The organism is Caballeronia sp. LP006, assembly GCF_031450995.1.
GTDB lineage: Bacteria > Pseudomonadota > Gammaproteobacteria > Burkholderiales > Burkholderiaceae > Caballeronia.
In genome coordinates, this window is record NZ_JARTVW010000005.1 from 1,577,221 (window position 1) to 1,600,667 (window position 23,447).

Genomic DNA, 23,447 nt, shown 5'->3' on the forward strand with positions numbered 1-23,447 from the left:
TCAAGTGCGCACCTCGACATTCGCGCGGCCATGGGTGATGTCGCGCAATTCGGCGGCAGCGGGTTCGCGTGCGATGGCCGCCATCTTGACGACGAGCCGCACGCGCATGCCGTAGGCGCTTTCCACGAGTTCGGCGGCGTTCTGTTCGATCCAGCGTCGCACGCGCGCTTCATCGGCGTAATCGATGTCGATCTCGACGACTCCCTGCTCGATGCGCTCCACACGCTCGGCCAGTTGCATGGCGCTGGCGATGGCATCGGTGTAGGCGCGCACGAGCCCGCCCGCGCCGAGCTTGATGCCGCCGTAGTAGCGCACGACGGCGGCGAGCACGCCATCGACTTCGTGATGGCGCAGCACTTCGAGAATCGGGCGGCCTGCCGTGCCAGATGGCTCGCCGTCGTCGGACATGCCCGACTGGCCGCCCGCCAAGAGCGCCCAGCAGACATGCGTCGCCGATGGGTGCTCGGCGCGCAGCCGTTCGAGTTCGCGCATGGCCGCGTCGCGGTCGGCGACGGGAATCGCGAGCGCGATGAAGCGGCTTTTGCGGATATCGATTTCAGCGCTGACGGCGGAGGCGAGTGTGTAGGTCGGCAAGGCGTGCTCAACTCTTCCCGTCGATGACCGGCGCCGACGCATCGAGCGCACGCTGCATCAGCACGGAATCGACCCATCGGCCATGCTTAAAGCCGACATCGCGCAGCACGCCCACATGTCCGAAGCCGAGCCGCGTATGCAGCGCAATCGACGCCGCGTTGCCGCTGTTGCCAATAACCGCGACCATCTGGCGCCAGGGCCCGGCCTCGCATCGGTCGATCAGCGCGCTGAGAAGCGTGTAGCCGAGACCGCGGCCATGAAAGCCCTCGGCGATATAGATGGAGTCTTCGATCGTATGCCGATACGCCGAGCGCGCCCGATACGCCGACGCATAGGCATATCCGGCCACTTCGCCATCGATCTCGGCGACGAGATAAGGCAAGCCCGCAGCCACGATGGCCGCCTGACGCGAACGCATTTCATCGGGCGATGGCGGGACTTCCTCGAAGGTGGCGAGCGCATGGTCGACGTAATGCGCATAGATGCGCGCGATGGCGTCGAAATCGCCGGATGCGGCGTCGCGAATGATCGGCGCGGTGGCGCTCTGTGCGTTCATCGTCGTTTCTGGAGCAAAAGTGATAGGCGGATTCTCGCACGACCGGCCGAGGCAAAAAAAGGGCCTGCGGGCCGTGCGCCAACCCACCAAGCCGGCGACTTATAGGTTAAAGAAAGCGTTGAACCGGGCGGGCGCTGCCCCCTACACTTAGTCGTCTGTCCGGGACGGCGGACGGCGCTGCCCTGCGCGCGCCCCGCCGAGTCGAGCATCCGAACGAAAAACGCGCTCAAAGCGCGTGCGGCGTAAGACCAGTATCACCCAACGCGCCGCGGACCATAACATGCAATGAACAAATTCCAACGTGGGGCGCTGGCGGCGCTTCTGATCGTCATCGTGGTGACCGCGGCGCTCGCACCGGCGGGCATCGGCTTTTTATTGGCGGAGCGCAGCCGCCGGCAGGAGCGAGTCGAATTGCTGAACACCGCCGCCGCCGCCGCGCTGTTTCGGGCGGAAGACGTAACGCGCCGTCTGTCGGGCGCGCTCGGCGAAATCGGCAAGGTGAGCGCCACGCCATGCTCGACGATCTATCTCCACGAACTCAGGCGCATCGCGCTGACACATACCCAAGTGCGCGATGCGGGCGCCTACGATCACGACGGCCGCTGGCAATGCTCGTCGCTTCTGGGCGCGGTGTCGGCGGGCACGCTCGAAGGGCTCACGCTGCCGGCTCCGGACTGGCGTTCGCGCGACGGCGTGAGCGCCTGGTATGCGCTCTCGCGTTTGCCGGGCGGCAAGGAGTCGCTCGTCATGGGCCGCGACGGTTTCTACGTCGCCGCCGATCCTTCGCTTTATCTCGATGGTCGCGACAACGCGAGCGCGCCCGCGAGTCTCGCGGTCATCAACACCGAAGCGAGCCGCGTGATCGCGCGCACGCCCGCCACCGATACCGCCGCCATCCTCGCCGTTTATCGCACACCATCGCCCGGGCCCGATTGCGCGTCGTGGGTCGTGCGCCGGTCCGTGTCGCTGCCGCTCGCGGTAGTCGTGAGCGCGCCGCATCAGACCTTCAGGCAGCGTATCTCCACCTTGCCGTGGGGATGGCTGCTCGGCGGCATGGGCGCGGGTCTTGCGTGCGCGGGCTGGGCCGCATGGTTCATCGTGAGAAGGCTCTCGCCGCGCGGTCAGTTGAGCGACGCGGTGCGGCGGCATCAGTTCATCGTCGCGTATCAGCCTATCGTCGATCTCACCACGCGGCGTTGCGTCGGCGCGGAAGCACTCGTGCGCTGGAAGCATCATGACCGGATCGTGCGGCCGGATCACTTCATTCCGCTCGCGGAGCATGGCGGGCTGATCCAGGCCATCACCGATCAGGTGCTCGACACCGTGCTCTTCGAACTCGGCGAGTTTCTCAAACGCTATCGCGATTACTACGTGTCCGTGAATCTGTCCGTGCCGGATCTCACGACGCACCGTTTTCTCGACGTGCTGCGCCCGGCGGTGGCGCGGGTCGGCGTGCGGCCGCAGCAGATTCGCATCGAAGCGACCGAGCGCAGTTTCCTCGATGCCGCCGCCGCGAAGGAAGTCATCAGCGCGTTCCGCGATGCGGGGCACGCGGTCTATCTCGACGACTTCGGCACCGGCTATTCGAGCCTGTCGCATTTGCAGAACTTTCGCGTGGATGGCCTGAAGATCGACAAATCGTTCGTCGATACCATCGGTCAGGACGCGGCATCGAGCAGCGTGGCCTCGCATATCGTCGACATGGCCGAGACCCTCGACGTGCAGGTGATCGCCGAGGGCATCGAGCGCGAGGAACAGGCGGCGTATCTGCAAGCGCGGGGCGCGAAGTTCGGTCAGGGCTGGCTCTTCTCGCCGCCGCTCTCGGCTGCCGAGTTCATTCGCTACGCAAGCAGGACACGCGGCCACTGAGCGGGTTGGAATCGACGGTATTGTCCTCATCTGGTGGGCTGACCTCAAGGAGCCACGACCATGAACGACCAGACAGCAAGCGCTTTTCTTCGCGATGTCCGTCATCCGCTGCTCACGTTTCATCGCAGCGTGCTCGCGCACATGCGCGCGCGCCACGAGGCCGAGTTCGGCGCGGTGTCGCCTGGCGAGTTCCTGCAGATCGTGATCAACGGTTCGGCTTATAAATGGCTCTCGCCCTTGTCGGCCGCGATCGCCGCCATCGACGACGTCCTCGACGACCGTGAAGCCACGCCCGAGGCGCGCATCGAGCACGCGAAAGCGGTGGCCGCGATGTTCCGCGCCGAAACTCGCGACGCCGCATTCGCCGAACGTTTCCTGCCGCTGCTGCAGGAAAGCGCCGATATCGCGGTGGCCAACGGCCAGGTCGCGCAACTCGTGCGCGCGCTGCCAGCGGATTGAACGCGACGCGGCTACGACAGGTCATTGTCTGGACGCCGACGCGTCTATCGAAAATGCGACCTGAAAGCGCGATTTTTCAACCTCATGCGTGCGTGGGTTCCGATCCGCGCTCGCGTACGCAGCGGCGTCTCGACTGCCTTCACACACGGATGCTGCATCGCAATACAAGCCAGCTTGCGCTTTGAGCGATTATTTTTAGCTTGCGAGGATCGCCGCCAATCGAAGAACAAATTGGAGGCGCTCCTTGTCTTTACACGGTTTCGGTCCGCTCCTATGGGCGGGCGCCAGGGAAACGCTCGCGCTCGCGGTGCTGTCGCTTCTCGTGGCGGTGCTGCTCGGACTTGCGGGCGCGACGGCCAAGTTGTCGCGGCATGGGGCGCTGCGCGCTATCGCCACCGCCTACACGACACTCATCCGCTCCGTTCCCGATCTCGTCCTCATGCTGCTCTTGTTCTACAGCATTCAGATCGCGATCAATCGCGTCACCGATGCCTTCGGCTGGGACCAGTTCGACATGGACCCCTTCACGGCCGGCGTGCTGACGCTCGGGTTCATCTACGGCGCGTACTTCACCGAGACCTTTCGCGGCGCGTTCCTCGCCGTGCCGCGCGGCCAGCTCGAAGCGGGTAGCGCCTACGGCATGAGCGGCATGCGCGTGTTCGGCCGCATTCTTTTTCCGCAGATGATGCGCTTTGCGTTACCGGGCATCGGCAACAACTGGCAGGTGCTGGTGAAGGCGACCGCGCTCGTGTCGATCATCGGGCTCGCGGATGTCGTCAAGGCGGCGCAGGATGCGGGCAAGAGCACCTTCGACATGTTCTTCTTCATCCTCGTCGCGGCGCTCATCTATCTCGCGATCACGAGCGCCTCGAATCTGGTGCTGATGGCGCTGGAACGCCGCTATTCCATTGGCGTGCGGCACGCCGAACTCTGACCACTCACGCTCGCCATGATCCAGATCCTTGCCGAATACTGGCGCCCGTTCCTGTACTCCGACGGCATGCGCGCATCGGGTCTCGTCGTCACGTTGTGGCTGCTGGCGGCATCGATCGCGACGGGCTTTTGCGCCGCCGTGCCGCTCGCCTGCGCGCGCGTGTCGAAGCGCCGCTGGCTCTCGACGCCCGTGCGTCTCTACACCTACGTGTTTCGCGGCACGCCGCTCTACGTGCAGTTGCTGCTGCTCTACACGGGCATGTACAGCCTCGAATTCGTGCGCTCGCAGTCGCTTCTCGAAGCGTTCTTCAAAAGCGGCTTCAATTGCGCGATCCTCGCCTTCGCGCTCAATACCTGCGCCTACACGACCGAGATCTTCGCGGGCGCGATTCGCGCGATTCCGCACGGCGAAGTGGAAGCGGCGCGCGCCTTCGGCATGAGCGGCTTCACGATGTATCGCCGCGTGATCCTGCCATCCGCGCTGCGCCGCGCCTTGCCTTTGTACAGCAACGAGGTGATCCTGATGCTGCATGCCACGACGGTCGCGTTCACCGCCACCGTGCCCGATATCCTGAAGGTCGCGCGAGACGCTAACTCCGCCACGTATCAGTCGTTCGAATCGTTCGGCATTGCGGCGCTGTTGTATCTCGCGATTTCGTTCGCGCTCGTGGCCGCGTTCCGGCGCGCGGAGCGGCGCTGGCTCGGCTATTTGAGACCGGCGAGCCGTTGACGAGCGGTAAAATCCGAAGCCATGCATCACGACAAGCCATCATCCGAGGAGAAAGCGTTGGAGCCTACCGCCAAAGACGTCGCGACCAAGCTCGTCGCCAGTGACATTCACAAGCGCTACGGCGACAACGAAGTGCTGAAGGGCGTGTCGCTCTCGGCGCGCGCGGGCGATGTCATCAGCATCATCGGCGCGAGCGGTTCGGGCAAGAGCACGTTCCTGCGCTGCATCAACTTTCTGGAGAAGCCCAACGCGGGGCAGATCGTCGTCGACGGCGAACCCGTGCGCACGAAGGCGGACAAGGCCGGCAATCTCGATGTCGCCGATCACAAGCAGTTGCAGCGCGTGCGCACCAAACTCGCAATGGTGTTTCAGCACTTCAATTTGTGGTCGCACATGACCGCCATCGAAAACGTGATGGAAGCACCCATCCACGTCCTCGGATTGTCGAAGAAGGAAGCCGAGGACCGCGCGCGTATGTATCTAGAGAAAGTGGGTTTGCCGCCGCGCGTGGAGAAGCAGTATCCGTCGCATTTGTCGGGCGGCATGCAGCAGCGCGTGGCGATTGCGCGCGCGCTTGCCATGCATCCCGATGTCATGCTCTTCGACGAACCTACGTCCGCGCTCGATCCCGAACTCGTCGGCGAAGTGCTGAAGGTCATGCAGAAGCTCGCGGAGGAAGGCCGCACGATGATCGTCGTCACGCACGAGATGGGCTTCGCGCGCAACGTGTCGAATCACGTGATGTTTCTGCATCAGGGACGCACCGAGGAAGAGGGCGCACCCGCCGATGTGCTGAGCGCGCCGAAAAGCGACCGCCTGCGTCAATTCCTGTCCGGCAGTCTCAAGTAAGGTGGGGCTGTCGCCGCCGGGTTCCGCGGGCTCGTCCGGGCCGTTGCAGGTCGTGATCGTGGCGCTGCCGCCGGTATCCATGAGCGGCATCGCGCCGATCATCGACAGTCTTCTGCTCGCCAACGAGATCGACGGGCACAGGCTTTACGAATGGCGGATCTGTTCGTGGGACGGCCGGCCGGTGCCGCTCTCGGGCGGTGCGCACATGCCCGCCGATTGCGCCTTCAACGACGCGGTGCAGTGCGACTGGCTCATCGTGATCTCGGAGCGCTACCAGCAGTTCGCCGACTACCGCCTCTTTCTGGCAAGCCTCGCGCGCGTGGCGCCCCGCACGCCGCTCGTTTCCGGCATCCATCACGGTGTCTGGTGGCTCGCCATGGCGGGACAACTCGCGCAGTATCGCGTCGCGGTGAACTGGGAAACGTATCAGCAATTCACCGAGCAGTTCGAGCGCGCAATCGTCTCGCAGCAGATCTTCGAGATCGACCGGAATCGCGCGACCTGCGCGGGCGGGCAAGCGAGCATCGACTTCATGCTGGCGATGATCGCGCGCGATCACGGCCAGGATCTTGCCGAACGCATTGCCGATTCGCTCGGCGTCGGCGTGTTGCGCGCGGGCACGGAGCGGCAGCGCATTCCGTTCGTGACCGCGCCGGGCGAGCGTCATCCGCGTCTGAACGACGCCTTGCAGCTCATGGAAGCGAATATCGAAGACCCGCTCGCCACCGATGAAATCGCGAGCCTCATCGGCATTTCGCGGCGGCAGCTCGAACGGCTGTTCCGCCAATACCTGGGCGCGATGCCATCGAAGTACTACCTCAATCTGCGGCTCACCAAGGCGCGCACGCAATTGCAGCGCACGAGCAAGTCGGTCGTGCAGATCAGTCTCGCATGCGGCTTTTCTTCGGCGGCGCATTTTTCGAATGCTTATCGCGACCGTTTCGGCGTGACGCCGCGCGAGGAGCGCCGCAACTGGATCGAGAAGCAGCGCGGCGGCGTGGTCGACGAACCGCGCGGCGGCGCGCTCATCGAACCGCCCGATGGTAGCGGCCAGCGCAATTGACGAGGTGCCTCGCGGCGGACGCCATCGACCGAAACGGAGCCTGTCCGCCAGTCAATGGACGCATCGAGCGAATCACGAAGTTTTGCACCGCCGCTTTTTTTACGAAGTCGCCGCCGGCAAGGTATAGACGCTCGTTTTTCTCATTTGCATCGTGTACTTGGTCGTCATTCCGTCCGGCCCCGACTTGGGATCGCTCAACGTTCCTTTTTCCGCCAGGACGCGGACCGAGACGGTGCCGTTCATGTCCTTGGAGATGACCGCTTCTCCAGTGCCTACCACGCTCTTCGAGTTGTCGGGTTCGAAGTAGTCGAACATCGACATTCGTTCAGCGGAGTTGCCAGTACTCGGATTCGTCAGGCTTCCCGATTTGCCGTTATAAACGATTACCGAGAATGGATACTTATTGCCGACGTTCATCAGGTCTTGACCGCCGGGCGAGGCAGAAGCAACGACCGGGCTATCTGGGCGCATTGCGTTGTGCGCTCGGACGATTTCAGCGGCGCCGTCCGCAGAGGTCGTCCATCCTGGACCCGCGCGATTGGTGCCGGCGTGGTAAGCATAAAAGTTCCGTCCGTCCGATGCCATCACCACGGAACATCCGGACAGGGTGCCTGTAGTCACGAGGACGGTTCCCCCGCGCGGAATCTTCGAGTACGGCACCGCGATCGCACCGACTCCCTCCCGGCCATTGTCGATACTGATGATCTGATCGGTGTTCTTGAGCGAAACGCCTTTCTTGTCCCAATAAGTGCCGGTGAACATCTTCATTTTGCTGTCGTACGAGGTCGCATCCTTCGTCTCGCCTACGTTCAGCACGTCGCGACGTTGATCGTATCGCGCTTCGGTGGCGTCCATCGGCGTGGCCATGTCGGAGACGTCTCTGTCGTGCCGATAGTATTCGAACCGGACGCGCAACGAATTCATTCGTTGCTGTTCGGCCGCCTGATCGGTGGGCGCACGTAATTTGAGCGGGCCTTTTCCGGCCAATTTCTCGACATCGCGCTGGCCGAGCTGGCGGGCAGGCGGCCGTGTCGTGCTGCCGCCCCCGGCTGTCGAAACGCCGGAGGTACCGGGTTGTTCCGGGCGCATGCGCGGTGGTTTGGTCGGCCCCAACAGGTACCCGATGCGCCCGTCCCGGAGATGTACAGGCCGCTTGACGAACGGCGTCGAAGGTGTTGCAGGCGGCGTCTCGTTTCGTGCGCTTTGCACGGCTCCCAAGTTCGGCCGCACGTTCAGCTCGTTGAGCAACTCGTGCGCCAATGCTCTCGTAAGTGGCTTTCCTTCTAAGACTTGATTCAAGCCGCCAGTCAACATACCGGCAACTTTCATGGCCCAGCCAGCAGGCGTTAATGCCATGAACTGGTCCGCCACGCCGGTATACCGTTCTATGGTCGATGCCTCTTCGGGAGTAAGCGCTTCTCCTCTTGCCAGCTTCTTACCGAGATCCTGCGAGCTTTTTACGAAGGACGTGAGGGGATTTTTGAGAGCCTCGGACGTCATTTCGAGAACTTCGGCTTGCGTATAGTCCGTCCGGATAATCGGGCCGCCTACATATCTGATCTGCACTTCGTCTTGAGTATGGGTGGACGGTGTGTCCAGCATGCTCTTGAGCGCGGGATCGATACGCGCGAGATATTCCGTCGCGACAGCGAACCGCCTTAGAGAGACGATTTCGTCCGCCGTAAGCTCCTGATGAGCCTGCAATTTGCCTTCAATCGCGAGAACGTTATTTCCCAGCATGCCGAATCGATTAGTGATTGTCTGCGCGACCAAGTCGGGGCTAAGCGTGAGCCAGCTTCCTCCCTTCGCGGAGACGGCATATCCGTTTGGCGTATAACGCGTGAATACGTTCTGCCCGTGAAAGGTGGGTGGCGTTGCTGGCGGCGTTTGCGGGCCTCCCGTCGTGCCTGCGTTCCCAGGCGGAGTATTTTCGCTTCCCACGGGGGGCGGCGGGGCCGCCAGCGCTCTCGTACCGGCCGGTATTAGCAATTCCGGCGGCAAGCCGCTCGTATCTCGCGTCAGCTCATCATTCGATACGCCGTACATATACCCAGTTTGCGAATTTACCTGCATACGGACCTCCTCAACGAGTTGTGGTCAATCCTTTTGTTACAGATCGAGCGTACGAGATGAGGTACGGCGGGGGTAATACGCGATCAATGCGCCGGATAAATCGCGCAATCCTGCGATAGGGAAGCATGCTCCAAGGCATTGCGCTGCGGTCTTGCACGCGCCGTTCCGCGAAAAGCCCTCGAAGCATGTCGCGAACGCGCAAGACGGATGGCGCGCGATTGCCTAATATCGGAGGCATTGCAATGGCAGACGAGGAGCACAGCATGAGCGAGATCAAGGTAAGCCGCGATACGTTCGACGAAGTCATGGTGCCGGTGTTTTCGCCGGCGAGTTTCGTGCCGGAAAAAGGCCGCGGCTCGCGCGTGTGGGATACCGAAGGAAAAGTCTACATCGACTTCGCGGGCGGCATAGCGGTCACGGCGCTCGGTCATGCGCATCCCGAACTGCTCAAGGTCTTGCACGAGCAGGGCGAGAAGCTCTGGCATATCGGCAACGGCTACACCAACGCGCCGGTGTTGCGCCTCGCGAAACGCCTCACGGACCTCACTTTCGCGGATCGCGCGTTCTTCGCCAACTCGGGCGCCGAAGCCAACGAAGCCGCGCTCAAGCTCGCGCGCCGTTATGCCATCGACACATTCGGTCCGGAGAAGATCGGCATCGTCTCGTTCACGCAATCGTTTCATGGCCGCACTTTCTTCACGGTGAGCGTGGGCGGCCAGCCGAAATACGCGGAAGGCTTCGGGCCGCAGCCGCAAGGCATTCGGCATTTGCCGTATAACGATCTCGCGAAGGCCGTCGAAGCCATCGGTCCGGACACGTGCGCGGTGATCGTCGAGCCGGTGCAAGGCGAAGGCGGCGTGCTGCCCGCCGATCCCGCGTTCCTCGAGGGTCTGCGCCGAGCCTGCGACAAGCACGGCGCACTCCTGATTTTCGATGAAGTGCAGACGGGCGTCGGCCGCACGGGCACGTTCTACGCATACATGCAGTATGGCGTGACGCCCGACATTCTCACGAGCGCGAAGGCGCTGGGCAACGGTTTTCCCATCGGCGTGATGCTGACCACCGAAGCGATCGCAAGCCATTTCTCGGTCGGCGTGCACGGCACGACGTATGGCGGCAATCCGCTTGGCGCATCGATTGCGGAAAAGGTCGTCGAACTGATCAGCGATCCAAAGGTGCTCGCAGGCGTGGAAGCGCGCAGCCGCGCGATCAAGGCGCATCTGCAGCGGATTGGCGAGCGCTTTAACATGTTCAGGGAGATTCGCGGTCGCGGTCTTCTGATCGGCGCGGAACTCAACGACGCTTACAAGGACCGCGCGAAGGACGTGCTCAATGCGGCAGCGGCGAATGGCGTGATCATGCTGATCGCCGGCCCCAACGTGCTGCGTTTCGCGCCGTCGCTCATCATGCCGATGGCCGATCTCGACGAAGGCTTCGCGCGTATCGAGCAGGCAATCGGCCAGCTCGTGGGCGCGTCCGCCGTCACTCGCTAACAGGACCCGATGATGCTATTCGTTCGTCCCGCAAGACTCTCCGATCTCGACGAGCTCGAACGGATGGCGCGTGCGGCGCAACCCGTGCTGCATTCGCTGCCGCGCGACCGCCGCGCGCTCGAAACGCGCGTTGCGCTCTCGGAAGATTCGTTTCGCGCCGAGGTGGATTTGCCCGGCGAGGAGTTCTATCTCTTCGTGATGCAGGATTCGGCGACGGGCAAGCTGCTCGGGACATCGAGCATCGTCGCGTCGGCAGGGTACTCGGAGCCGTTCTACGCGTTTCGTAACGACGCGCTGATCCACGCATCGCGCGAACTCAAGGTGAATCGCAAGATTCACGCGCTCACGATGTCGCACGAACTCACGGGCAAGAGCCGTCTCACGGGCTTTTATATCGATCCGTCGCTGCGCACGCCCGAAGGCGAAGCGGCGGCGCATTTGCTGTCGCGCTCGCGCATGTTGTATATCGCCGCGAACCGCAAGCGCTTTTCGAGCGAAGTCTTCTCGCTGATGCTCGGCGTCAGCGACGACACCGGCGCGTCGCCGTTCTGGGAAGCAGTGGGACGCAAGTTCTTCAGCCGCGACTTCGAGCAGGTGGAACTCGAATCGGGTGGACGCAGCCGCACGTTCATTGCCGAAGTCATGCCGAGTTATCCCATCTATGTACCGCTCTTGCCAGGCGAAGCGCAGCGCGTCCTCGGCGAGCCGAACGAAAGCACGCTCCTTGCATACGACATCCATCTGGAAGAGGGCTTCGAGCCCGACCGTTTCGTCGACATCTTCGACGCCGGCCCGGTGTTGACGATAGCCGTGGACAAGAGCGCATCGGCGAGTTCGGGCGAATTGCGCACGGTGCGCGATGGCGCGCTTGCCGGTTCACGCGCCGCGCCATATCTCGTGGCCGCGGGCGGCGCGCACGAATTTCGCGCGATCGTCGCACCATTGGCGGGCACGCGGTCCGACGGCGCGGCCTTGAGCGCCGACGCGCGCGCGGCGCTCGGCGTGCAGGAGAAAGAGACGGTGCGTGCCGTGCCCTTGCATCAGGCTTCGGGAGAATTGCAATGATCGTCGTGCGCTCTGTGCGGCCGGGAGATGTCGACGCACTCGTCGCGCTGGCCCTCGAAACGGGTCCGGGCCTGACCACCTTCAAGCCGGATCGCGAGGCGCTCGCCGCGCGCGTCGAACGCGCGCGCCGCACGCTTGCGGATGCCGCCGAGGCTTTCGAGGCAGGCTATCTTTTCGTGATGGAAGACACCGCGACGGGCGATATCGCGGGCGTTTGCGGCATCGAAACGGAAGTCGGACTGGAGCAGCCGTTCTACAACTATCGCGTGGCAACGGTCGTGCATGCGAGCAAGGATCTGGGCGTATGGACGCGTATGTCGCTGCTCAACATCTCGCACGACCTCACCGGTTACGCGGAAGTGTGCTCGCTGTTTTTGAGCCCGCGTTATCGCACGGCGGGTGTCGGCGGTTTACTGTCGCGCTCGCGCTTCATGTTCATCGCGCAATTCACTTCGCGGTTTCCGCAGCGTCTGTGCGCCGAGTTGCGCGGTCATTTCGATGACAACGGCGAGTCGCCATTCTGGAACGCGGTCGGCTCGCATTTTTATCAGATCGATTTCAACGAAGCGGACTATCTCAGCTCGCATGGCAAGAAGTCGTTCGTGGCGGAACTGATGCCGCGTTATCCCGTGTACCTCGACTTGTTGCCCGATGCAGCGCGCGATGCGGTCGGCATCACGCATCGCGATACCGCGCCCGCGCGCAAGATGCTCGAAGCCGAAGGGCTGCGCTACGAGAATCACGTCGATATCTTCGATGCCGGTCCCGTGCTCGAATGTCACGTCGCGGATTTGCGCACGGTGCGTGAAAGCGTGCTGGCCGAAGTGAGGATCGGCGTGCGCGATGCCGCCATCGAAAGCGATGCGCGCAGTCTCGTGTCGAACACGCTGCTCGAAGGGTTTCGCTGCGGCGCGACCGTTGGCGCGGTCGATGACGGCGAGTTCCTGCTGACTCAGGAAGAAGCCGATGCCCTGCGCGTAACCGCAGGCGATGCCGTGCGCGTGCTCACGTCTTATCCGCGCGCCAAGTAAAGAGAAACGACATGACTATCCAGAATCAGTTGTATATAGGCGGCGAGTGGCTCGAAGGCAAGGGTGCGGCGTTCGCCTCGCGCAACCCGGCGACGGACTCGGTCGTCTGGCAAGGCAACAGTGCTTCGGCCGACGATGTCGAGCGCGCGGTTTCATCGGCGCGGCGCGCGTTTGCGTCCTGGTCGGCGGTGAGTTTCGATGAACGCGTCGCCATTGCGCGCCGCTTCGCCGCGTCGTTGAACGAGAACAAGGAAGCGCTCGCCGACGCCATCGGCCGCGAGACCGGTAAGCCGTTGTGGGAAGCGCGCACCGAGGTGGCTGCGATGGCCGCGAAGGTCGATATCTCCGTGCAGGCCTATCACGAGCGCACCGGCGAGAAGCGCGCACCCATGGCCGATGGCGTCGCCGTGTTGCGGCATCGGCCGTATGGCGTCGTTGCCGTGTTCGGGCCGTACAACTTTCCGGGGCATCTGCCCAATGGTCATATCGTGCCAGCGCTCATCGCGGGCAACGCGGTCGTGTTCAAGCCTTCGGAACTCGCGCCGGGCGTGGCTGCAGCGACGGTCGCGTTGTGGAGCGAAGCAGGCTTGCCCGCCGGCGTGTTGAATCTCGTGCAGGGCGAGAAGGACACAGGCGTGGCGCTGGCGAATCATCGGCAAATCGACGGGCTTTTCTTCACCGGCAGTTCGGATACGGGCACGCTGTTGCATCGCCAGTTCGGTGGGCGGCCGGAGATCGTGCTCGCGCTGGAAATGGGCGGCAACAATCCGCTCGTCGTCGCGCATACGGACGACGTGGACGCCGCCGTGCATCACACCATTCAATCGGCGTTCTTGTCGGCGGGGCAGCGCTGCACGTGCGCGCGCCGTCTCTTCGTTCCCGACGATGCCTTCGGCGAGCGCTTCATGCAGCGCTTCGCCGAAGTGAGTGCGAACATTCGCGTTGGCGCTTATGACCAAGATCCGCAGCCGTTCATGGGCGCGGTGATCTCGGCGCGCGCGGCGGCGCGGCTCGTCAAGGCGCAGGCGCATCTGATCGAAGCGGGCGCGGCGCCCGTGCTCGAGATGAAGCAGCGCGCGGCGCATCTGGGCTTCGTCACGCCGGCTATCCTGGATGTGACCCACGCGGCCGACGTTCCCGACGAAGAGCATTTCGGGCCGCTCGTGCAGGTCACGCGCTACCGGACTTTCGACGAGGCCATCGAACGCGCGAACGATACGGCCTACGGTCTCTCGGCGGGCTTGCTCGCCGACGACGAAGCCGCGTGGACGCACTTTCAGCGCACCATTCGCGCGGGCATCGTCAACTGGAACCGGCCGACCAACGGCGCTTCGTCGGCGGCGCCGTTCGGCGGCATCGGGCGCTCGGGCAATCAGCGGCCGAGCGCGTACTATGCGGCGGATTACTGTTCGTACCCGATGGCATCGGTGGAAAGCGCGCAACTGCAGATGCCCGCGAGCGTGTCGCCGGGACTCACGTTCTAAAGAACCGCGAAGGATCAAGGATGTCTTCATTCGAAGCAAACTTCGACGGGCTGGTCGGCCCGACGCACAACTACGCGGGGCTGTCGTTCGGCAACGTCGCGTCGCGCAGCAACGAGAAGTCGGTGGCGAACCCGAAGGCCGCCGCGAAGCAGGGCTTGCGCAAGATGAAGCGGCTGGCGGACCTCGGCTTCAAGCAAGGCGTCTTGCCGCCGCTCGAACGGCCTTCCGTGCGTCTTCTGCGCGACGTCGGCTTTTCCGGCGACGATGCCACGGTCATCGCGCGCGCCGCTCGCGAAGCGCCCGAACTGCTGGCGGCGGCCAGTTCCGCATCGGCGATGTGGACCGCCAACGCCGCGACCGTCAGTCCTTCCGCCGATACCGCCGATGGCCGCGTCCACTTCACGCCCGCGAATCTCGCCGCGAAGCTGCATCGCGCGATCGAGCATGGCGAAACGCGCCGTTCGCTCGCCGCGATCTTCGTCGACGAAGCGCGCTTTCGCATTCATCACGCGCTGCCCGGCACGCCCGCGCTCGGCGACGAAGGCGCGGCGAATCACACGCGTTTTGCGCGCGAATATGGGGAGAAGGGCGTCGAGTTCTTTGTCTACGGACGCAGCGAATATGCGCAGGGACTGCAGCCGCAACGCTATCCCGCGCGGCAGACGCTGGAGGCGAGCCGGGCCGTCGCGCGCCTGCATGAACTCGATGAGTCGGCGACCGTTTTCGCGCAGCAATCGCCCGATGTGATCGATGCCGGCGTGTTCCACAACGATGTCATCGCGGTCGGCAATCGCACGACGCTGTTTTGCCATCAGCGCGCGTTCGTCGATCAACACAACGTGTACGACGAACTGAGCGCGAAGCTCGCGGCGCGTGGCGCGGTCTTCACGGCGCTCGAAGTGCCGGAGAGCGAAGTGAGCGTCGCGGATGCGGTCTCGTCGTATCTTTTCAACAGTCAGTTGCTGTCGAACGTTCAGGGCAAGCAGGTGCTCGTCGTGCCGCAGGAATGCCGCGAGAACGAGCGCGTGGCCGCGTATCTGGATTCGCTGGGCGAGCGATCCACGCCGATCGACGAAGTGCTCGTCTTCGATCTGCGCGAGAGCATGAAAAACGGCGGCGGCCCGGCGTGTCTGCGCTTGCGCGTCGTGCTGAACGACGTGGAGCACGCGGCCGTCAATCGCGATGTCTGGATGAACGACGCGCTCTTCACCCGCCTCGATGCGTGGATCGACACACATTATCGCGATCGCCTCGCGCCCGCCGATCTCGCCGATCCGCAATTGCTCGATCAGTCGCGCACCGCGCTCGATGAATTGACGGCCATTCTCTCGCTCGGATCGATCTATGACTTCCAGCGCTGATGCCTTGCTGCTTAACGATTTCTTGCGCTTCACGCTGTCGGGCGCGCAGCCGTCGCAAACCTTCGGCGTCGCGCCTTCGGGCGTGCGCTGGACCTGGCAGGACGATGGCGTGCTGCTGCTCGAACCCGCGGCGAACGAGGCATCGCAAAGCGTGATTGCATCGGCGGGCATTCATGGCGATGAAACCGCGCCCATCGAAATGCTGTCGCGGCTCGTTGCCGATATCGCGAGCGGCGCGGCGCCACTTGCCGCGCGCATGCTGGTGATTCTCGGCAACATCGAGGCGATGCGCGCGGGTGAGCGGTATATCGACGACGATCTGAATCGGCTTTTTAGCGGCCGCCATGCGAAGTTCACGCAGAGCCGGGAAGCGCCGCGCGCGGCGTCGCTCGAAGCGAGTGCGTTGGCGTTCTTCGAGGGCGTCACGCATGCGCGATGGCATATCGACATGCACACGGCGATACGCGCCTCGGTATTCGAGCAGTTCGCCTTGCTGCCGCACACCGGCGCACCGCTCGCACGCGCGATGTTCGACTGGCTGCGCGATGCGCGCTTGCAGGCGGTGCTTTTGCATCGCGAGAAGAACAATACTTTTTCATACTTCACGGCGCAGGCTTGCAACGCGCTTGCCTGCACGCTGGAGCTCGGCAAGGTGCGTCCGTTCGGCGCGAACGATCTCACGCGTTTTGCGGCATCGGATGCGGCGTTGCGTCGTCTGGTAGGCGGTGAGCGGCCGGACGCGGATGCGCCGTTGCGCGTGTTTTCGGTGGTCGCGCAGATCGACAAGCAAAGCGATGCGTTCGTGCTGAACGTAACTGGCGACGTGCCGAATTTCACGGCGTTTCCGGCGGGCACCGAGCTCGCGCATGACGGTGATTACCGGTATCGCGTATCGCACGATGAAGAGCGGATCGTGTTTCCCAATGCTCGGGTCAAGGCGGGATTGCGCGCGGGGCTGATGGTCGTCGATACGACCGAGGCTACGCTAGCGGCGCTCGATTGAGCGCTGGCGTTTGCGGTGGCGCTTGCACGTTTGTCCGAGCGTCGAGTCGTGCTTGTGGCCACACATCGGTCGCGATTATTGGGCGGCACATTGCCGACATTTCTATCGAGGTGGGTGGCACGCCTTCGCGATCTGTCGCGTGTTTGCACTTGTGCGTGGCTTGCCCGTGCATTTGCGTTTGGGCTCTAGCTTGAACTTGCCGCATGCACTTGACCGCGCACCCGACCGTCCATTTGTACTTGCATGAACGCGACCACCACTTGCAACTTCCCCTTCCACGTTATCTCCACAGTCTGTTGCCGCGACCACGCTACAATCGCGGCCCTGTGTTTGATGCGGCGCAGCGATCATCGCCGAGACGTTTGAGCATGGCTTTCCGTGCAGCGATGCTTCGGACGCTGGCGGCATGCGGCATCTAACAGAGACGAACGAATCGAACTGGAAGGAGATGGACTTGATTAAACTGCAATGGCTCAATCGCAGGTTTGCCGCGCTCGCGCTCGTGAGCGTTTCCGCGGCGGCAGGCATGGCAACGCTCGACGCGCATGCCGCCGACAGCATGAAGGAACTGCGCTTCGGCGTGGAGGCGTCTTACGCGCCGTTCGAATCCAAGACGCCGTCGGGTGAACTGACGGGCTTCGATATCGACATCGGCAACGCGGTGTGCGCGAAGCTGAAGACGAAATGCGTGTGGGTCGAAAATTCGTTCGACGGCCTGATTCCGGCCTTGCAGGCGCGCAAGTTCGACGCCATCAACTCGGACATGACGATCACGGACAAGCGGCGCGTCGCGATCGACTTCACCGATCCCATTTATACGATTCCCAACCAGCTCGTCGCGAAGAAGGGCAGCACGATCCTGCCGAGCGTCGATGGTCTGAAGGGCAAGCGCGTGGGCGTGCTGCAAGGCTCGATTCAAGAGACATACGCGAAGGCGAAGTGGGCGCCGGCGGGGATAGATGTCGAGTCGTATCAGGCGCAGGATCAGATCTACGCGGATCTCGCGACGGGCCGTCTGGATGCCGCGTTCCAAGATGCCGAGGCGGCATCGAAGGGCTTTTTGAAGCAGCCGCAAGGCGCGGGTTTCGCGTTCGCGGGACCGGCTGTGTCGGATGACAAGCTGCTCGGATCAGGCGTCGGCTTCGGCGTGCGCAAGAACGATAAGGCGCTGAAGGATGCGCTCAATCGCGCGCTGAAGGAGTTGAAGGACGATGGGAGCATCGACCGGTTCGCGGCCAAGTATTTCGATGTGAAAGTGGTTTTGAAGTAAGGCTTGGTCTTGCTTGAGAAAGCCCGTTTCTGGCGAAAGCGGAACGGGCTTTTTTGCGGCGGAATAGCTAGCGAATCGCGCAGATGACGCCGAGGTAATCGGCCAATTCTTCTCGACTGATGTTGCCTTCGGCCACATCCACCATTGTTTCGACCAGATCCTCTTCAATGTCTGGCGTCGCGGACAAGTCGTATCCCTGTTCCCCCAGATACGCCAAGGCACAGACAAGCGCTGTTCGCTTGTTACCGTCGTTGAATACGTGCCCTCGGGCAATGGCCACCGCGTACATCGCTGCAATACCGAAAATATCGTCTGCCCTGCGTAGTGGGCGTGATTCTACTCGGGCAAGCACGGCGTCCACGCCGCCCGGACCCGCTTGCGCGAAACCCGGAAGCCCGCCTTCCCAGGCCAGTATGTCGACGTGCGCGACGATGACGAATTCAGCGTTTAATAGCATGGCGAGACTCAGCGCTTTGCGAGTGCCTTGATCGCGACGTTATGCGTACGGATCACCTTGCGGATCGCAGCCGAGGCTCTTTCGCGCGCTTCCGGCGTCGACATGTCGATGGCTCGTTCAGGCTTGGGCGTGATTCTTTCACGCGGCGGAATGTCTTCGACCGCGAAGCGACCGATCTTCATGGATCCCATTCGAGACTCCTTTACTGCAACGAAAATTTCGTTCGACTTTACCTCGAACCCGTCCGTCGCATGAGCGGCGCAGCCTGCCCTTCGTACCTCACATCGCCCCAATCACCACCGTACAAGTCGTCCCCGCCGCGAGCAGCACGCCCTCCGGCACATCATCGATCTTCACGCGCACCGGCACGCGTTGCGCAAGCCGCACCCAGTTGAACGTCGGGTTCACATCCGCGAGCAACTCACGGCTTTGCGGATTGTCGCGATCGTAAATGCCGCGCGAAATGCTCTCGACGTGACCCGTGAGCTCGCCGCCGCTCATCAAACGAATCCGCGCCTTGTCGCCGATCTTCACATGCGGCAGCTTGGTCTCTTCGAAATAGCCATAGACCCAGAACGAATGACTATCGACGATGGCGAGCTTCGCCGCGCCCGCCGTCGCGTAGTCGCCGCGATACACGTTCAGATTCGTCACATAGCCATCCACTGGGGAAAACACCTTGGTGCGTTCCAGATTGAGCTTCGCGGCATCCAGCGCGGCGTTCGCCTGCTGCAACTGCGCCTCGGCAGTCGATGCCGTCTGCATGGAGTTCTCGCGTGCTTCCTTCGAGACGACCAGCGCGTCCATGTCCGCGCGACGCGCCGCATCGGCACGGCGCATGCGCAACTCGGCCGCGCGCGCCGCGACGTTCGCCTGCGCCTGCTCGACGGCGATCTGGTAATGCGACGGGTCGATCTCCAGCAGCAAGTCGCCTTTCTTCACGAACTGATTGTCGTGCAACGGCATCTGCACGACCGCGCCCGACACGTCCGGCGCCACGTTGACCACATCGGCGCGCACCCGTCCATCGCGCGTCCACGGATCGTTCATGTAATGCACCCACAGCATGCGGCCGATGACGAGCGCCGCGGCGAAGATGGCTATCGTCATGACGAAGCCGACGAGTTTTCTGATCAGCATGATGCAACTCTCTTGAATATGTTGTTGGCGACGAAGCGGTCGAGAATCATCGATACACCGCGAGACCCAGCACGCCGCACACGCAGACGAGCAGGCTCGCGCGAAACAGCGCCGGATGCCAGACCACGCGATACAGTCCGGTCAGCGCCAGCACGCGGTCGATGATCCAGGTGACGAGCCCGCCCGCGAGGCACAGCAAAAGCAGCGTCGGCACGTAAGCTTCGAGAATCGCGGTATCACGCGGCATGGGACGCTCCTTCAGGCGAAATCGGTTGGAACGCTGCGAACGGCGATTCCGGGTCGAGCAGCGCGGTACGAATAAAATGCAGATGACTCACGATGCGTTGCAGCCGATGCCGCTCTTCTCGCGGCGTATCCGAATCCGAAGCGTGCGAAGCAAGCCTGGCCTGCATCTCGTCGATGGCGTGTTCCGTCGCGACGAGCGCGCCATCGAAACGCGCTTGCCGTGGCCGATCGAAGAGCCGCGCCACCGCATCGAGCGTCGGGTTCACGACGCGTTCGAAGCCCGCCATTTCGCGTCGCAAATCGATCACCGCATTGCCGAATTCGAGCACCGCGAAGAGCCACTGCAAGGCCTCGCGTTGCAGCGCGGGCTTGTCGGAGGCGAGCGCGTTGATCTGCGAAAGCAGGTCGCGCGTGCGGCTTTCGAAATGCGTCGTCAGTTGCGCGAGACGTCCGCGCCGCGCGCTCACTACTTCGCGGCGCAGGTCCGCGAGCAGCAGACGGCGCAGCCACGGCGCATCGGTCGGCAGGAGCACGGCGAAGGCGATCGCGGAGACGATCATCGACAAGACGAGCGCGATGGCGTCGTTCATGAAGCCGGTCGGATCGTAATGCACGAGGTTGTCCGGCCCCGCGAGAAAGCAGAAGAAGATGCAGTAGCCGATGCCCACGCCCGCGAGCGAGCGACGCGTCGTCAAGAACGCGCCGAGCATGAGCGCGGGCACGAGCGCCGCGCACATCAGCACGAAGCCGTCGATATGCGGAAACACGCCGAACACGACGATCATGCCCGTGATGCTCGCGAGCGTCGTGCCGATAGCCATTTGCGCGGCCATCTGCGTCGGCCGTGGCGACGACGACGCCAGCGCGCATACGGCAGCGGCGTTGAGCACCATCGTGCCGCCGCTCGGCCACGCGCTCGCGATCCAGAACGCGCTCAGGACGAACATCACGACCGCGCCGCGCAGGCCGGAAACCGCGGCTGCGAGCAGATTGGTCTTGGGCACGTAACGCGCGACCCAGCGCTCGCGTTCATGCGACGGCGCCGCGAGCGACGCGTAGGTGTCGGCATACGCGAGCATGTCGTCGACGAAACGATAAAGCAGCTCGGTCGCGGTATCGAATTCGAGTGCGGTGAAGCCGGGCGCGGCTTCGAGCGAGATACGCACCGCGCGCACGCGCTTGGGAAACGCGGCCTTGTAATCGCGCAATTGCGCGGCGGCGTGCGCGGCGTCGGCAGCGTTGCGCACCGGTTCGCCCGCAATCAGCAACAGCGGCGGCACTTCGTGGATGAACGGTTCGAGCGCATCGATGGTCGTGCGCGACGCGTTTGCGCGCAGCCGGTTCATCAACTGATGCAGCGCGTGAAAACGCGTGGATGCGCTCATGAATTCGCTATTCAGCCGCGCGAGCCGCCCGCCGCGCCGCCGCGATTCGGGATGCTCGAAAATCGCGACACTGCGCGCCGCCTCGAAGCCGACGATATCCGCGACGAAGCTCAGATTGGTGCGTTCGATTTGCGCGCGCTCGAGCTTGCCGGACATCGCGTGACAGACGTAATCGACGAATTGCGTGAAGCGCCGTCGCACCGTGGTGCGGATCTGCTCGCCCGCGAGTTGCGGAAACACGAGCGCGCTCACGGCGCCCGCGCACACGATGCCGAGCGACACTTCGCCCACCCGCGTCAGGGCCGACAGATACGCGCCATCCGGATGCTGCGCCGCCGGTATGCCGATCAGCGCCGCCGTGTATCCCGCGAGCACGAAGCCATACGAGCGGAAGTTGCGATTGCGCGCCGCGCCCGCCGTGCAGATGCCGACCCAGAGCGCCGTCGCCGAGAGAAACAGCACCGGCTGCTGCGAGAACAGGCTGATGAATGCGAGCATGACGACGAGACCGACCATCGTGCCGCAGAAACGGTAGAAGCTCTTCGCGAGCACCATGCCGCTTTGCGGCTGCATCACGACGAAGACGGTGGTCATCGCGGTGCGCGGCTGCTGCATGTCGAGCCGCATGGCGATCCATAGCGCGATCAGCGCCGCCAGCACCGCCTTGAAGATGTAGATCCACGCGAGGCCGTCGGTGCGCGCCCAATCCGCGAAGGCGTTCACGAGCGATGCGCGCTTGTCGATGAGAACAGTGGCCATGAACGTTCTCCTCACTTCACCGAGGACGACGCGCCGAGCGACGAACCGAACGGGCCGATATGCTTCGCGGGCGCGAGCGCCGTTTCTTGCGGACCATTCGAGGGATCGTCGATACCGCCGCCGAGCGCGGAGGTGAGCGTTGCATAGGCTGCGAGCCGTTGCGCCCGCACGCGTGCTTCGCCGTCCTGCGCGCGCAGCAATTGCGCTTGCGCGATCAGCACGTTGACGTAATCGGTCAGGCCGCGCTTATAACCGGCGTTGGCGAGGTCGTAGTTCTTGCGTGCGGCGGCGACCGAGCGCCCCGACGCTTCCAGCTGCGTGTCGAGCGAACGCACGCGCACGACCTGATCGGCGATGTCCTTGAGCGCGGCGACGAGCGTCGCGTTGTAGTGATCGACGGCTACGTCGTATTGCGCCGACACCGCGCCGAGTTGCGAGCGCAGCCGTCCGCCTTCGAAGATAGGCAACGACAGCGCCGGGCCGAATGTATAACCCGTCGCCTTGCTCGTGAGGAAGCTGAGCAGCGCGCCGCCCGCGAAAGTCTGCGTGAGCGACGCCGCGAGATTGATGTTCGGATAGAACTCGGCCTTCGCGACATCGATACCGCGCGCTTGCGCCGCCACCATCCAGCGCGCCGCGACGATATCGGGCCGATGACCCACGAGTTCGGCGGGCAGCGACGAGGGCAAGGGCAGCGGCGTCGCGAGCGCGAGCGTGGGACGCGTGAGCGCATCGCCCGCGCCGGGACCTTCGCCTGCAAGCGCGGCGAGCTGATGGCGCGCGAGCTCGATCTCTTCCTGATAGATATCGACCTGACGCTCGTACTCGGGCAACGGCGTTTCGGCCTGACTCACTTCGAGCTGTGTGCCGATGCCGCCTTTCAAACGCCGCTCTGCGAGATCCGCGATGCGCTGCTGCTGCGCGAGCGTCTGTTGAGCGATATCGAGCAGCGCGAACGCCTGCGAAAAGCCGATGTAGGCGCGCACCACGTTGGTTTCGAGTTCGAGCTGGGCGGCGCGGGCATCGGCGGCGCGCACGTGGGCGACATCGAGCGCGCGTTCGGCGGCGTTATCGTCGCGGCCCCAGAGATCGAGGTCATAGGAGAGCGAAAGGCCGGCGGTGTCGTCCCACGTAGTCGTGCCGCCGTAGTAACCGGGGCCGTAGAAGTCGTTCTCCGGCCAGTGCTTGCGCTGCAGGCTCATCGCGCCATCGACGTGCGGCAAAAGCGCCGAGCGCGCCACGCCGGCTTCCTCGCGCGCCTCGCGAACGCGTGCGGCGGCCATCGCCAGTGTCGGGTTGCCGCCGGTTGCGCGTGTAATCCAGGCATCGAGCTGCGGATCGCGATACGCGCGCCACCATTCCTGGTCGGGCCACGCGGCGTCCGCATTGGCGGCGCGAATGGCGTTGCCGACATCGAGCGTTGCCGCGTCTTTCAGCGGATCTTGCGGCGCGACCTTGCCCGTACTTGCGCATCCGGCGATTGTTAAAAATGCCGTAAGAACCGCGGCATAAGCGGCGTGACTGAACGACCGGCTCCGCACGATTCCCTCCCAAAATTGAATAGAATTTGAGAGTGAATTATATTTTTGCAGGGATTGTCGAATAACCAGTAACGATGTAAAGCATT

Annotated in this window: 22 protein-coding genes; 13 read left to right on the top strand and 9 right to left on the bottom strand. The window is 63.5% G+C overall.

The window, feature by feature from the left end; translation table 11 throughout:
* Both P9250_RS23965 and P9250_RS23970 read right to left on the bottom strand, forming a co-directional pair.
* Nucleotides 1-594 (bottom strand): YigZ family protein, encoded by a 594-nt coding sequence (locus P9250_RS23965; protein ID WP_310395545.1) that lies wholly within the window; start codon nucleotides 592-594, stop codon nucleotides 1-3.
* A 7-nt stretch (nucleotides 595-601) separates the two neighbouring features.
* A complete protein-coding gene (locus tag P9250_RS23970) occupies nucleotides 602-1,150 on the bottom strand; it encodes a GNAT family N-acetyltransferase (protein ID WP_250464381.1) in 549 nt (182 codons plus the stop codon).
* Nucleotides 1,151-1,435: 285 nt separating this feature from the next.
* Between P9250_RS23970 and P9250_RS23975 the strand changes: the two genes are divergently transcribed.
* From P9250_RS23975 to P9250_RS24000, 6 genes are all read left to right on the top strand, one after another.
* Nucleotides 1,436-3,019 carry an EAL domain-containing protein gene (locus P9250_RS23975; RefSeq protein WP_310395546.1) on the top strand — a complete coding sequence of 528 codons (1,584 nt, stop codon included), beginning with the start codon at nucleotides 1,436-1,438 and terminating at the stop codon, nucleotides 3,017-3,019.
* Nucleotides 3,020-3,079: 60 nt separating this feature from the next.
* Complete coding sequence (locus P9250_RS23980) at nucleotides 3,080-3,478, top strand: hypothetical protein (protein WP_310395548.1); 399 nt, start codon at nucleotides 3,080-3,082, stop codon at nucleotides 3,476-3,478.
* A gap of 244 nt (nucleotides 3,479-3,722) precedes the next feature.
* Complete coding sequence (locus P9250_RS23985) at nucleotides 3,723-4,412, top strand: ABC transporter permease (protein WP_244827663.1); 690 nt, start codon at nucleotides 3,723-3,725, stop codon at nucleotides 4,410-4,412.
* A 15-nt stretch (nucleotides 4,413-4,427) separates the two neighbouring features.
* On the top strand, nucleotides 4,428-5,141 hold the full coding sequence (locus P9250_RS23990; RefSeq protein ID WP_310395550.1) for an ABC transporter permease: 714 nt from the start codon (nucleotides 4,428-4,430) through the stop codon (nucleotides 5,139-5,141).
* A gap of 21 nt (nucleotides 5,142-5,162) precedes the next feature.
* Complete coding sequence (locus P9250_RS23995; protein WP_409014933.1) at nucleotides 5,163-5,990, top strand: ABC transporter ATP-binding protein; 828 nt, start codon at nucleotides 5,163-5,165, stop codon at nucleotides 5,988-5,990.
* A 79-nt stretch (nucleotides 5,991-6,069) separates the two neighbouring features.
* Nucleotides 6,070-7,053, top strand: coding sequence for a GlxA family transcriptional regulator (locus P9250_RS24000; RefSeq protein WP_310396859.1), 984 nt, complete (start codon nucleotides 6,070-6,072; stop codon nucleotides 7,051-7,053).
* Between the two features lie 99 nt (nucleotides 7,054-7,152).
* Here the strand turns inward: P9250_RS24000 and P9250_RS24005 are convergent, their stop codons facing one another.
* On the bottom strand, nucleotides 7,153-8,793 hold the full coding sequence (locus P9250_RS24005) for a cytotoxic necrotizing factor Rho-activating domain-containing protein (protein ID WP_310395554.1): 1,641 nt from the start codon (nucleotides 8,791-8,793) through the stop codon (nucleotides 7,153-7,155).
* 596 nt (nucleotides 8,794-9,389) lie between these two features.
* Between P9250_RS24005 and P9250_RS24010 the strand changes: the two genes are divergently transcribed.
* The 7 genes from P9250_RS24010 (at nucleotide 9,390) to P9250_RS24040 (ending at nucleotide 17,833) form a co-directional block, all read left to right on the top strand.
* Nucleotides 9,390-10,619, top strand: coding sequence for an aspartate aminotransferase family protein (locus tag P9250_RS24010; RefSeq protein ID WP_310395556.1), 1,230 nt, complete (start codon nucleotides 9,390-9,392; stop codon nucleotides 10,617-10,619).
* Between the two features lie 12 nt (nucleotides 10,620-10,631).
* Nucleotides 10,632-11,684: an arginine/ornithine succinyltransferase subunit alpha gene (gene aruF / locus P9250_RS24015; protein WP_250464691.1), complete on the top strand. Its 1,053-nt coding sequence runs from the start codon at nucleotides 10,632-10,634 to the stop codon at nucleotides 11,682-11,684.
* Entirely contained in the window at nucleotides 11,681-12,715 is a 1,035-nt protein-coding gene (gene astA / locus P9250_RS24020; RefSeq protein ID WP_309842523.1) for an arginine N-succinyltransferase, read from the top strand. Before aruF ends, astA begins: the two co-directional genes overlap by 4 nt.
* Nucleotides 12,716-12,726: 11 nt before the next feature.
* Nucleotides 12,727-14,199: a succinylglutamate-semialdehyde dehydrogenase gene (astD, locus tag P9250_RS24025; RefSeq protein ID WP_310395559.1), complete on the top strand. Its 1,473-nt coding sequence runs from the start codon at nucleotides 12,727-12,729 to the stop codon at nucleotides 14,197-14,199.
* 20 nt (nucleotides 14,200-14,219) lie between these two features.
* Entirely contained in the window at nucleotides 14,220-15,560 is a 1,341-nt protein-coding gene (astB, locus tag P9250_RS24030; RefSeq protein ID WP_310395562.1) for an N-succinylarginine dihydrolase, read from the top strand.
* Complete coding sequence (gene astE, locus P9250_RS24035) at nucleotides 15,544-16,563, top strand: succinylglutamate desuccinylase (protein WP_310395564.1); 1,020 nt, start codon at nucleotides 15,544-15,546, stop codon at nucleotides 16,561-16,563. Before astB ends, astE begins: the two co-directional genes overlap by 17 nt.
* Nucleotides 16,564-17,020: 457 nt before the next feature.
* Nucleotides 17,021-17,833 carry an ABC transporter substrate-binding protein gene (locus P9250_RS24040; protein ID WP_250508997.1) on the top strand — a complete coding sequence of 271 codons (813 nt, stop codon included), beginning with the start codon at nucleotides 17,021-17,023 and terminating at the stop codon, nucleotides 17,831-17,833.
* Between the two features lie 67 nt (nucleotides 17,834-17,900).
* On the opposite strand, the gene P9250_RS24045 is transcribed toward P9250_RS24040, so the two are convergent.
* From P9250_RS24045 to P9250_RS24070, 6 genes are all read right to left on the bottom strand, one after another.
* Nucleotides 17,901-18,290 (bottom strand): type II toxin-antitoxin system death-on-curing family toxin, encoded by a 390-nt coding sequence (locus tag P9250_RS24045; RefSeq protein ID WP_310395566.1) that lies wholly within the window; start codon nucleotides 18,288-18,290, stop codon nucleotides 17,901-17,903.
* A gap of 8 nt (nucleotides 18,291-18,298) precedes the next feature.
* Entirely contained in the window at nucleotides 18,299-18,481 is a 183-nt protein-coding gene (locus P9250_RS24050; RefSeq protein WP_310395568.1) for a hypothetical protein, read from the bottom strand.
* Between the two features lie 88 nt (nucleotides 18,482-18,569).
* Nucleotides 18,570-19,430, bottom strand: a complete 861-nt coding sequence (locus tag P9250_RS24055) for an HlyD family secretion protein (RefSeq protein WP_309842534.1) — start codon at nucleotides 19,428-19,430, stop codon at nucleotides 18,570-18,572.
* 46 nt (nucleotides 19,431-19,476) lie between these two features.
* On the bottom strand, nucleotides 19,477-19,677 hold the full coding sequence (locus P9250_RS24060; RefSeq protein WP_250464390.1) for a DUF1656 domain-containing protein: 201 nt from the start codon (nucleotides 19,675-19,677) through the stop codon (nucleotides 19,477-19,479).
* Entirely contained in the window at nucleotides 19,667-21,820 is a 2,154-nt protein-coding gene (locus P9250_RS24065) for an FUSC family protein (protein WP_310395571.1), read from the bottom strand. The genes P9250_RS24060 and P9250_RS24065 overlap by 11 nt, the downstream gene beginning before the upstream one ends.
* A gap of 11 nt (nucleotides 21,821-21,831) precedes the next feature.
* Entirely contained in the window at nucleotides 21,832-23,361 is a 1,530-nt protein-coding gene (locus P9250_RS24070) for an efflux transporter outer membrane subunit (RefSeq protein WP_310395573.1), read from the bottom strand.
* Nucleotides 23,362-23,447 lie beyond the last annotated feature (86 nt).

Bases quoted from the DNA above. Each gene is read 5' to 3' on its own strand.
- P9250_RS24000 (WP_310396859.1), top strand. From the start codon at position 6,070: ATGAGCGGCATCGCGCCGATCATCGACAGTCTTCTGCTCGCCAACGAG.
- P9250_RS23980 (WP_310395548.1), top strand. From the start codon at position 3,080: ATGAACGACCAGACAGCAAGCGCTTTTCTTCGCGATGTCCGTCATCCG.
- P9250_RS23995 (WP_409014933.1), top strand. From the start codon at position 5,163: ATGCATCACGACAAGCCATCATCCGAGGAGAAAGCGTTGGAGCCTACC.
- P9250_RS24055 (WP_309842534.1), bottom strand. From the start codon at position 19,430: ATGCTGATCAGAAAACTCGTCGGCTTCGTCATGACGATAGCCATCTTC.
- P9250_RS24050 (WP_310395568.1), bottom strand. From the start codon at position 18,481: ATGGGATCCATGAAGATCGGTCGCTTCGCGGTCGAAGACATTCCGCCG.
- astD (WP_310395559.1), top strand. From the start codon at position 12,727: ATGACTATCCAGAATCAGTTGTATATAGGCGGCGAGTGGCTCGAAGGC.
- P9250_RS24060 (WP_250464390.1), bottom strand. From the start codon at position 19,677: ATGCCGCGTGATACCGCGATTCTCGAAGCTTACGTGCCGACGCTGCTT.
- astA (WP_309842523.1), top strand. From the start codon at position 11,681: ATGATCGTCGTGCGCTCTGTGCGGCCGGGAGATGTCGACGCACTCGTC.
- P9250_RS23970 (WP_250464381.1), bottom strand. From the start codon at position 1,150: ATGAACGCACAGAGCGCCACCGCGCCGATCATTCGCGACGCCGCATCC.
- P9250_RS24045 (WP_310395566.1), bottom strand. From the start codon at position 18,290: ATGCTATTAAACGCTGAATTCGTCATCGTCGCGCACGTCGACATACTG.
- P9250_RS23990 (WP_310395550.1), top strand. From the start codon at position 4,428: ATGATCCAGATCCTTGCCGAATACTGGCGCCCGTTCCTGTACTCCGAC.
- astB (WP_310395562.1), top strand. From the start codon at position 14,220: ATGTCTTCATTCGAAGCAAACTTCGACGGGCTGGTCGGCCCGACGCAC.
- aruF (WP_250464691.1), top strand. From the start codon at position 10,632: ATGCTATTCGTTCGTCCCGCAAGACTCTCCGATCTCGACGAGCTCGAA.
- P9250_RS24010 (WP_310395556.1), top strand. From the start codon at position 9,390: ATGAGCGAGATCAAGGTAAGCCGCGATACGTTCGACGAAGTCATGGTG.
- P9250_RS24005 (WP_310395554.1), bottom strand. From the start codon at position 8,793: ATGCTGGGAAATAACGTTCTCGCGATTGAAGGCAAATTGCAGGCTCAT.
- P9250_RS23975 (WP_310395546.1), top strand. From the start codon at position 1,436: ATGAACAAATTCCAACGTGGGGCGCTGGCGGCGCTTCTGATCGTCATC.
- P9250_RS24065 (WP_310395571.1), bottom strand. From the start codon at position 21,820: ATGGCCACTGTTCTCATCGACAAGCGCGCATCGCTCGTGAACGCCTTC.
- astE (WP_310395564.1), top strand. From the start codon at position 15,544: ATGACTTCCAGCGCTGATGCCTTGCTGCTTAACGATTTCTTGCGCTTC.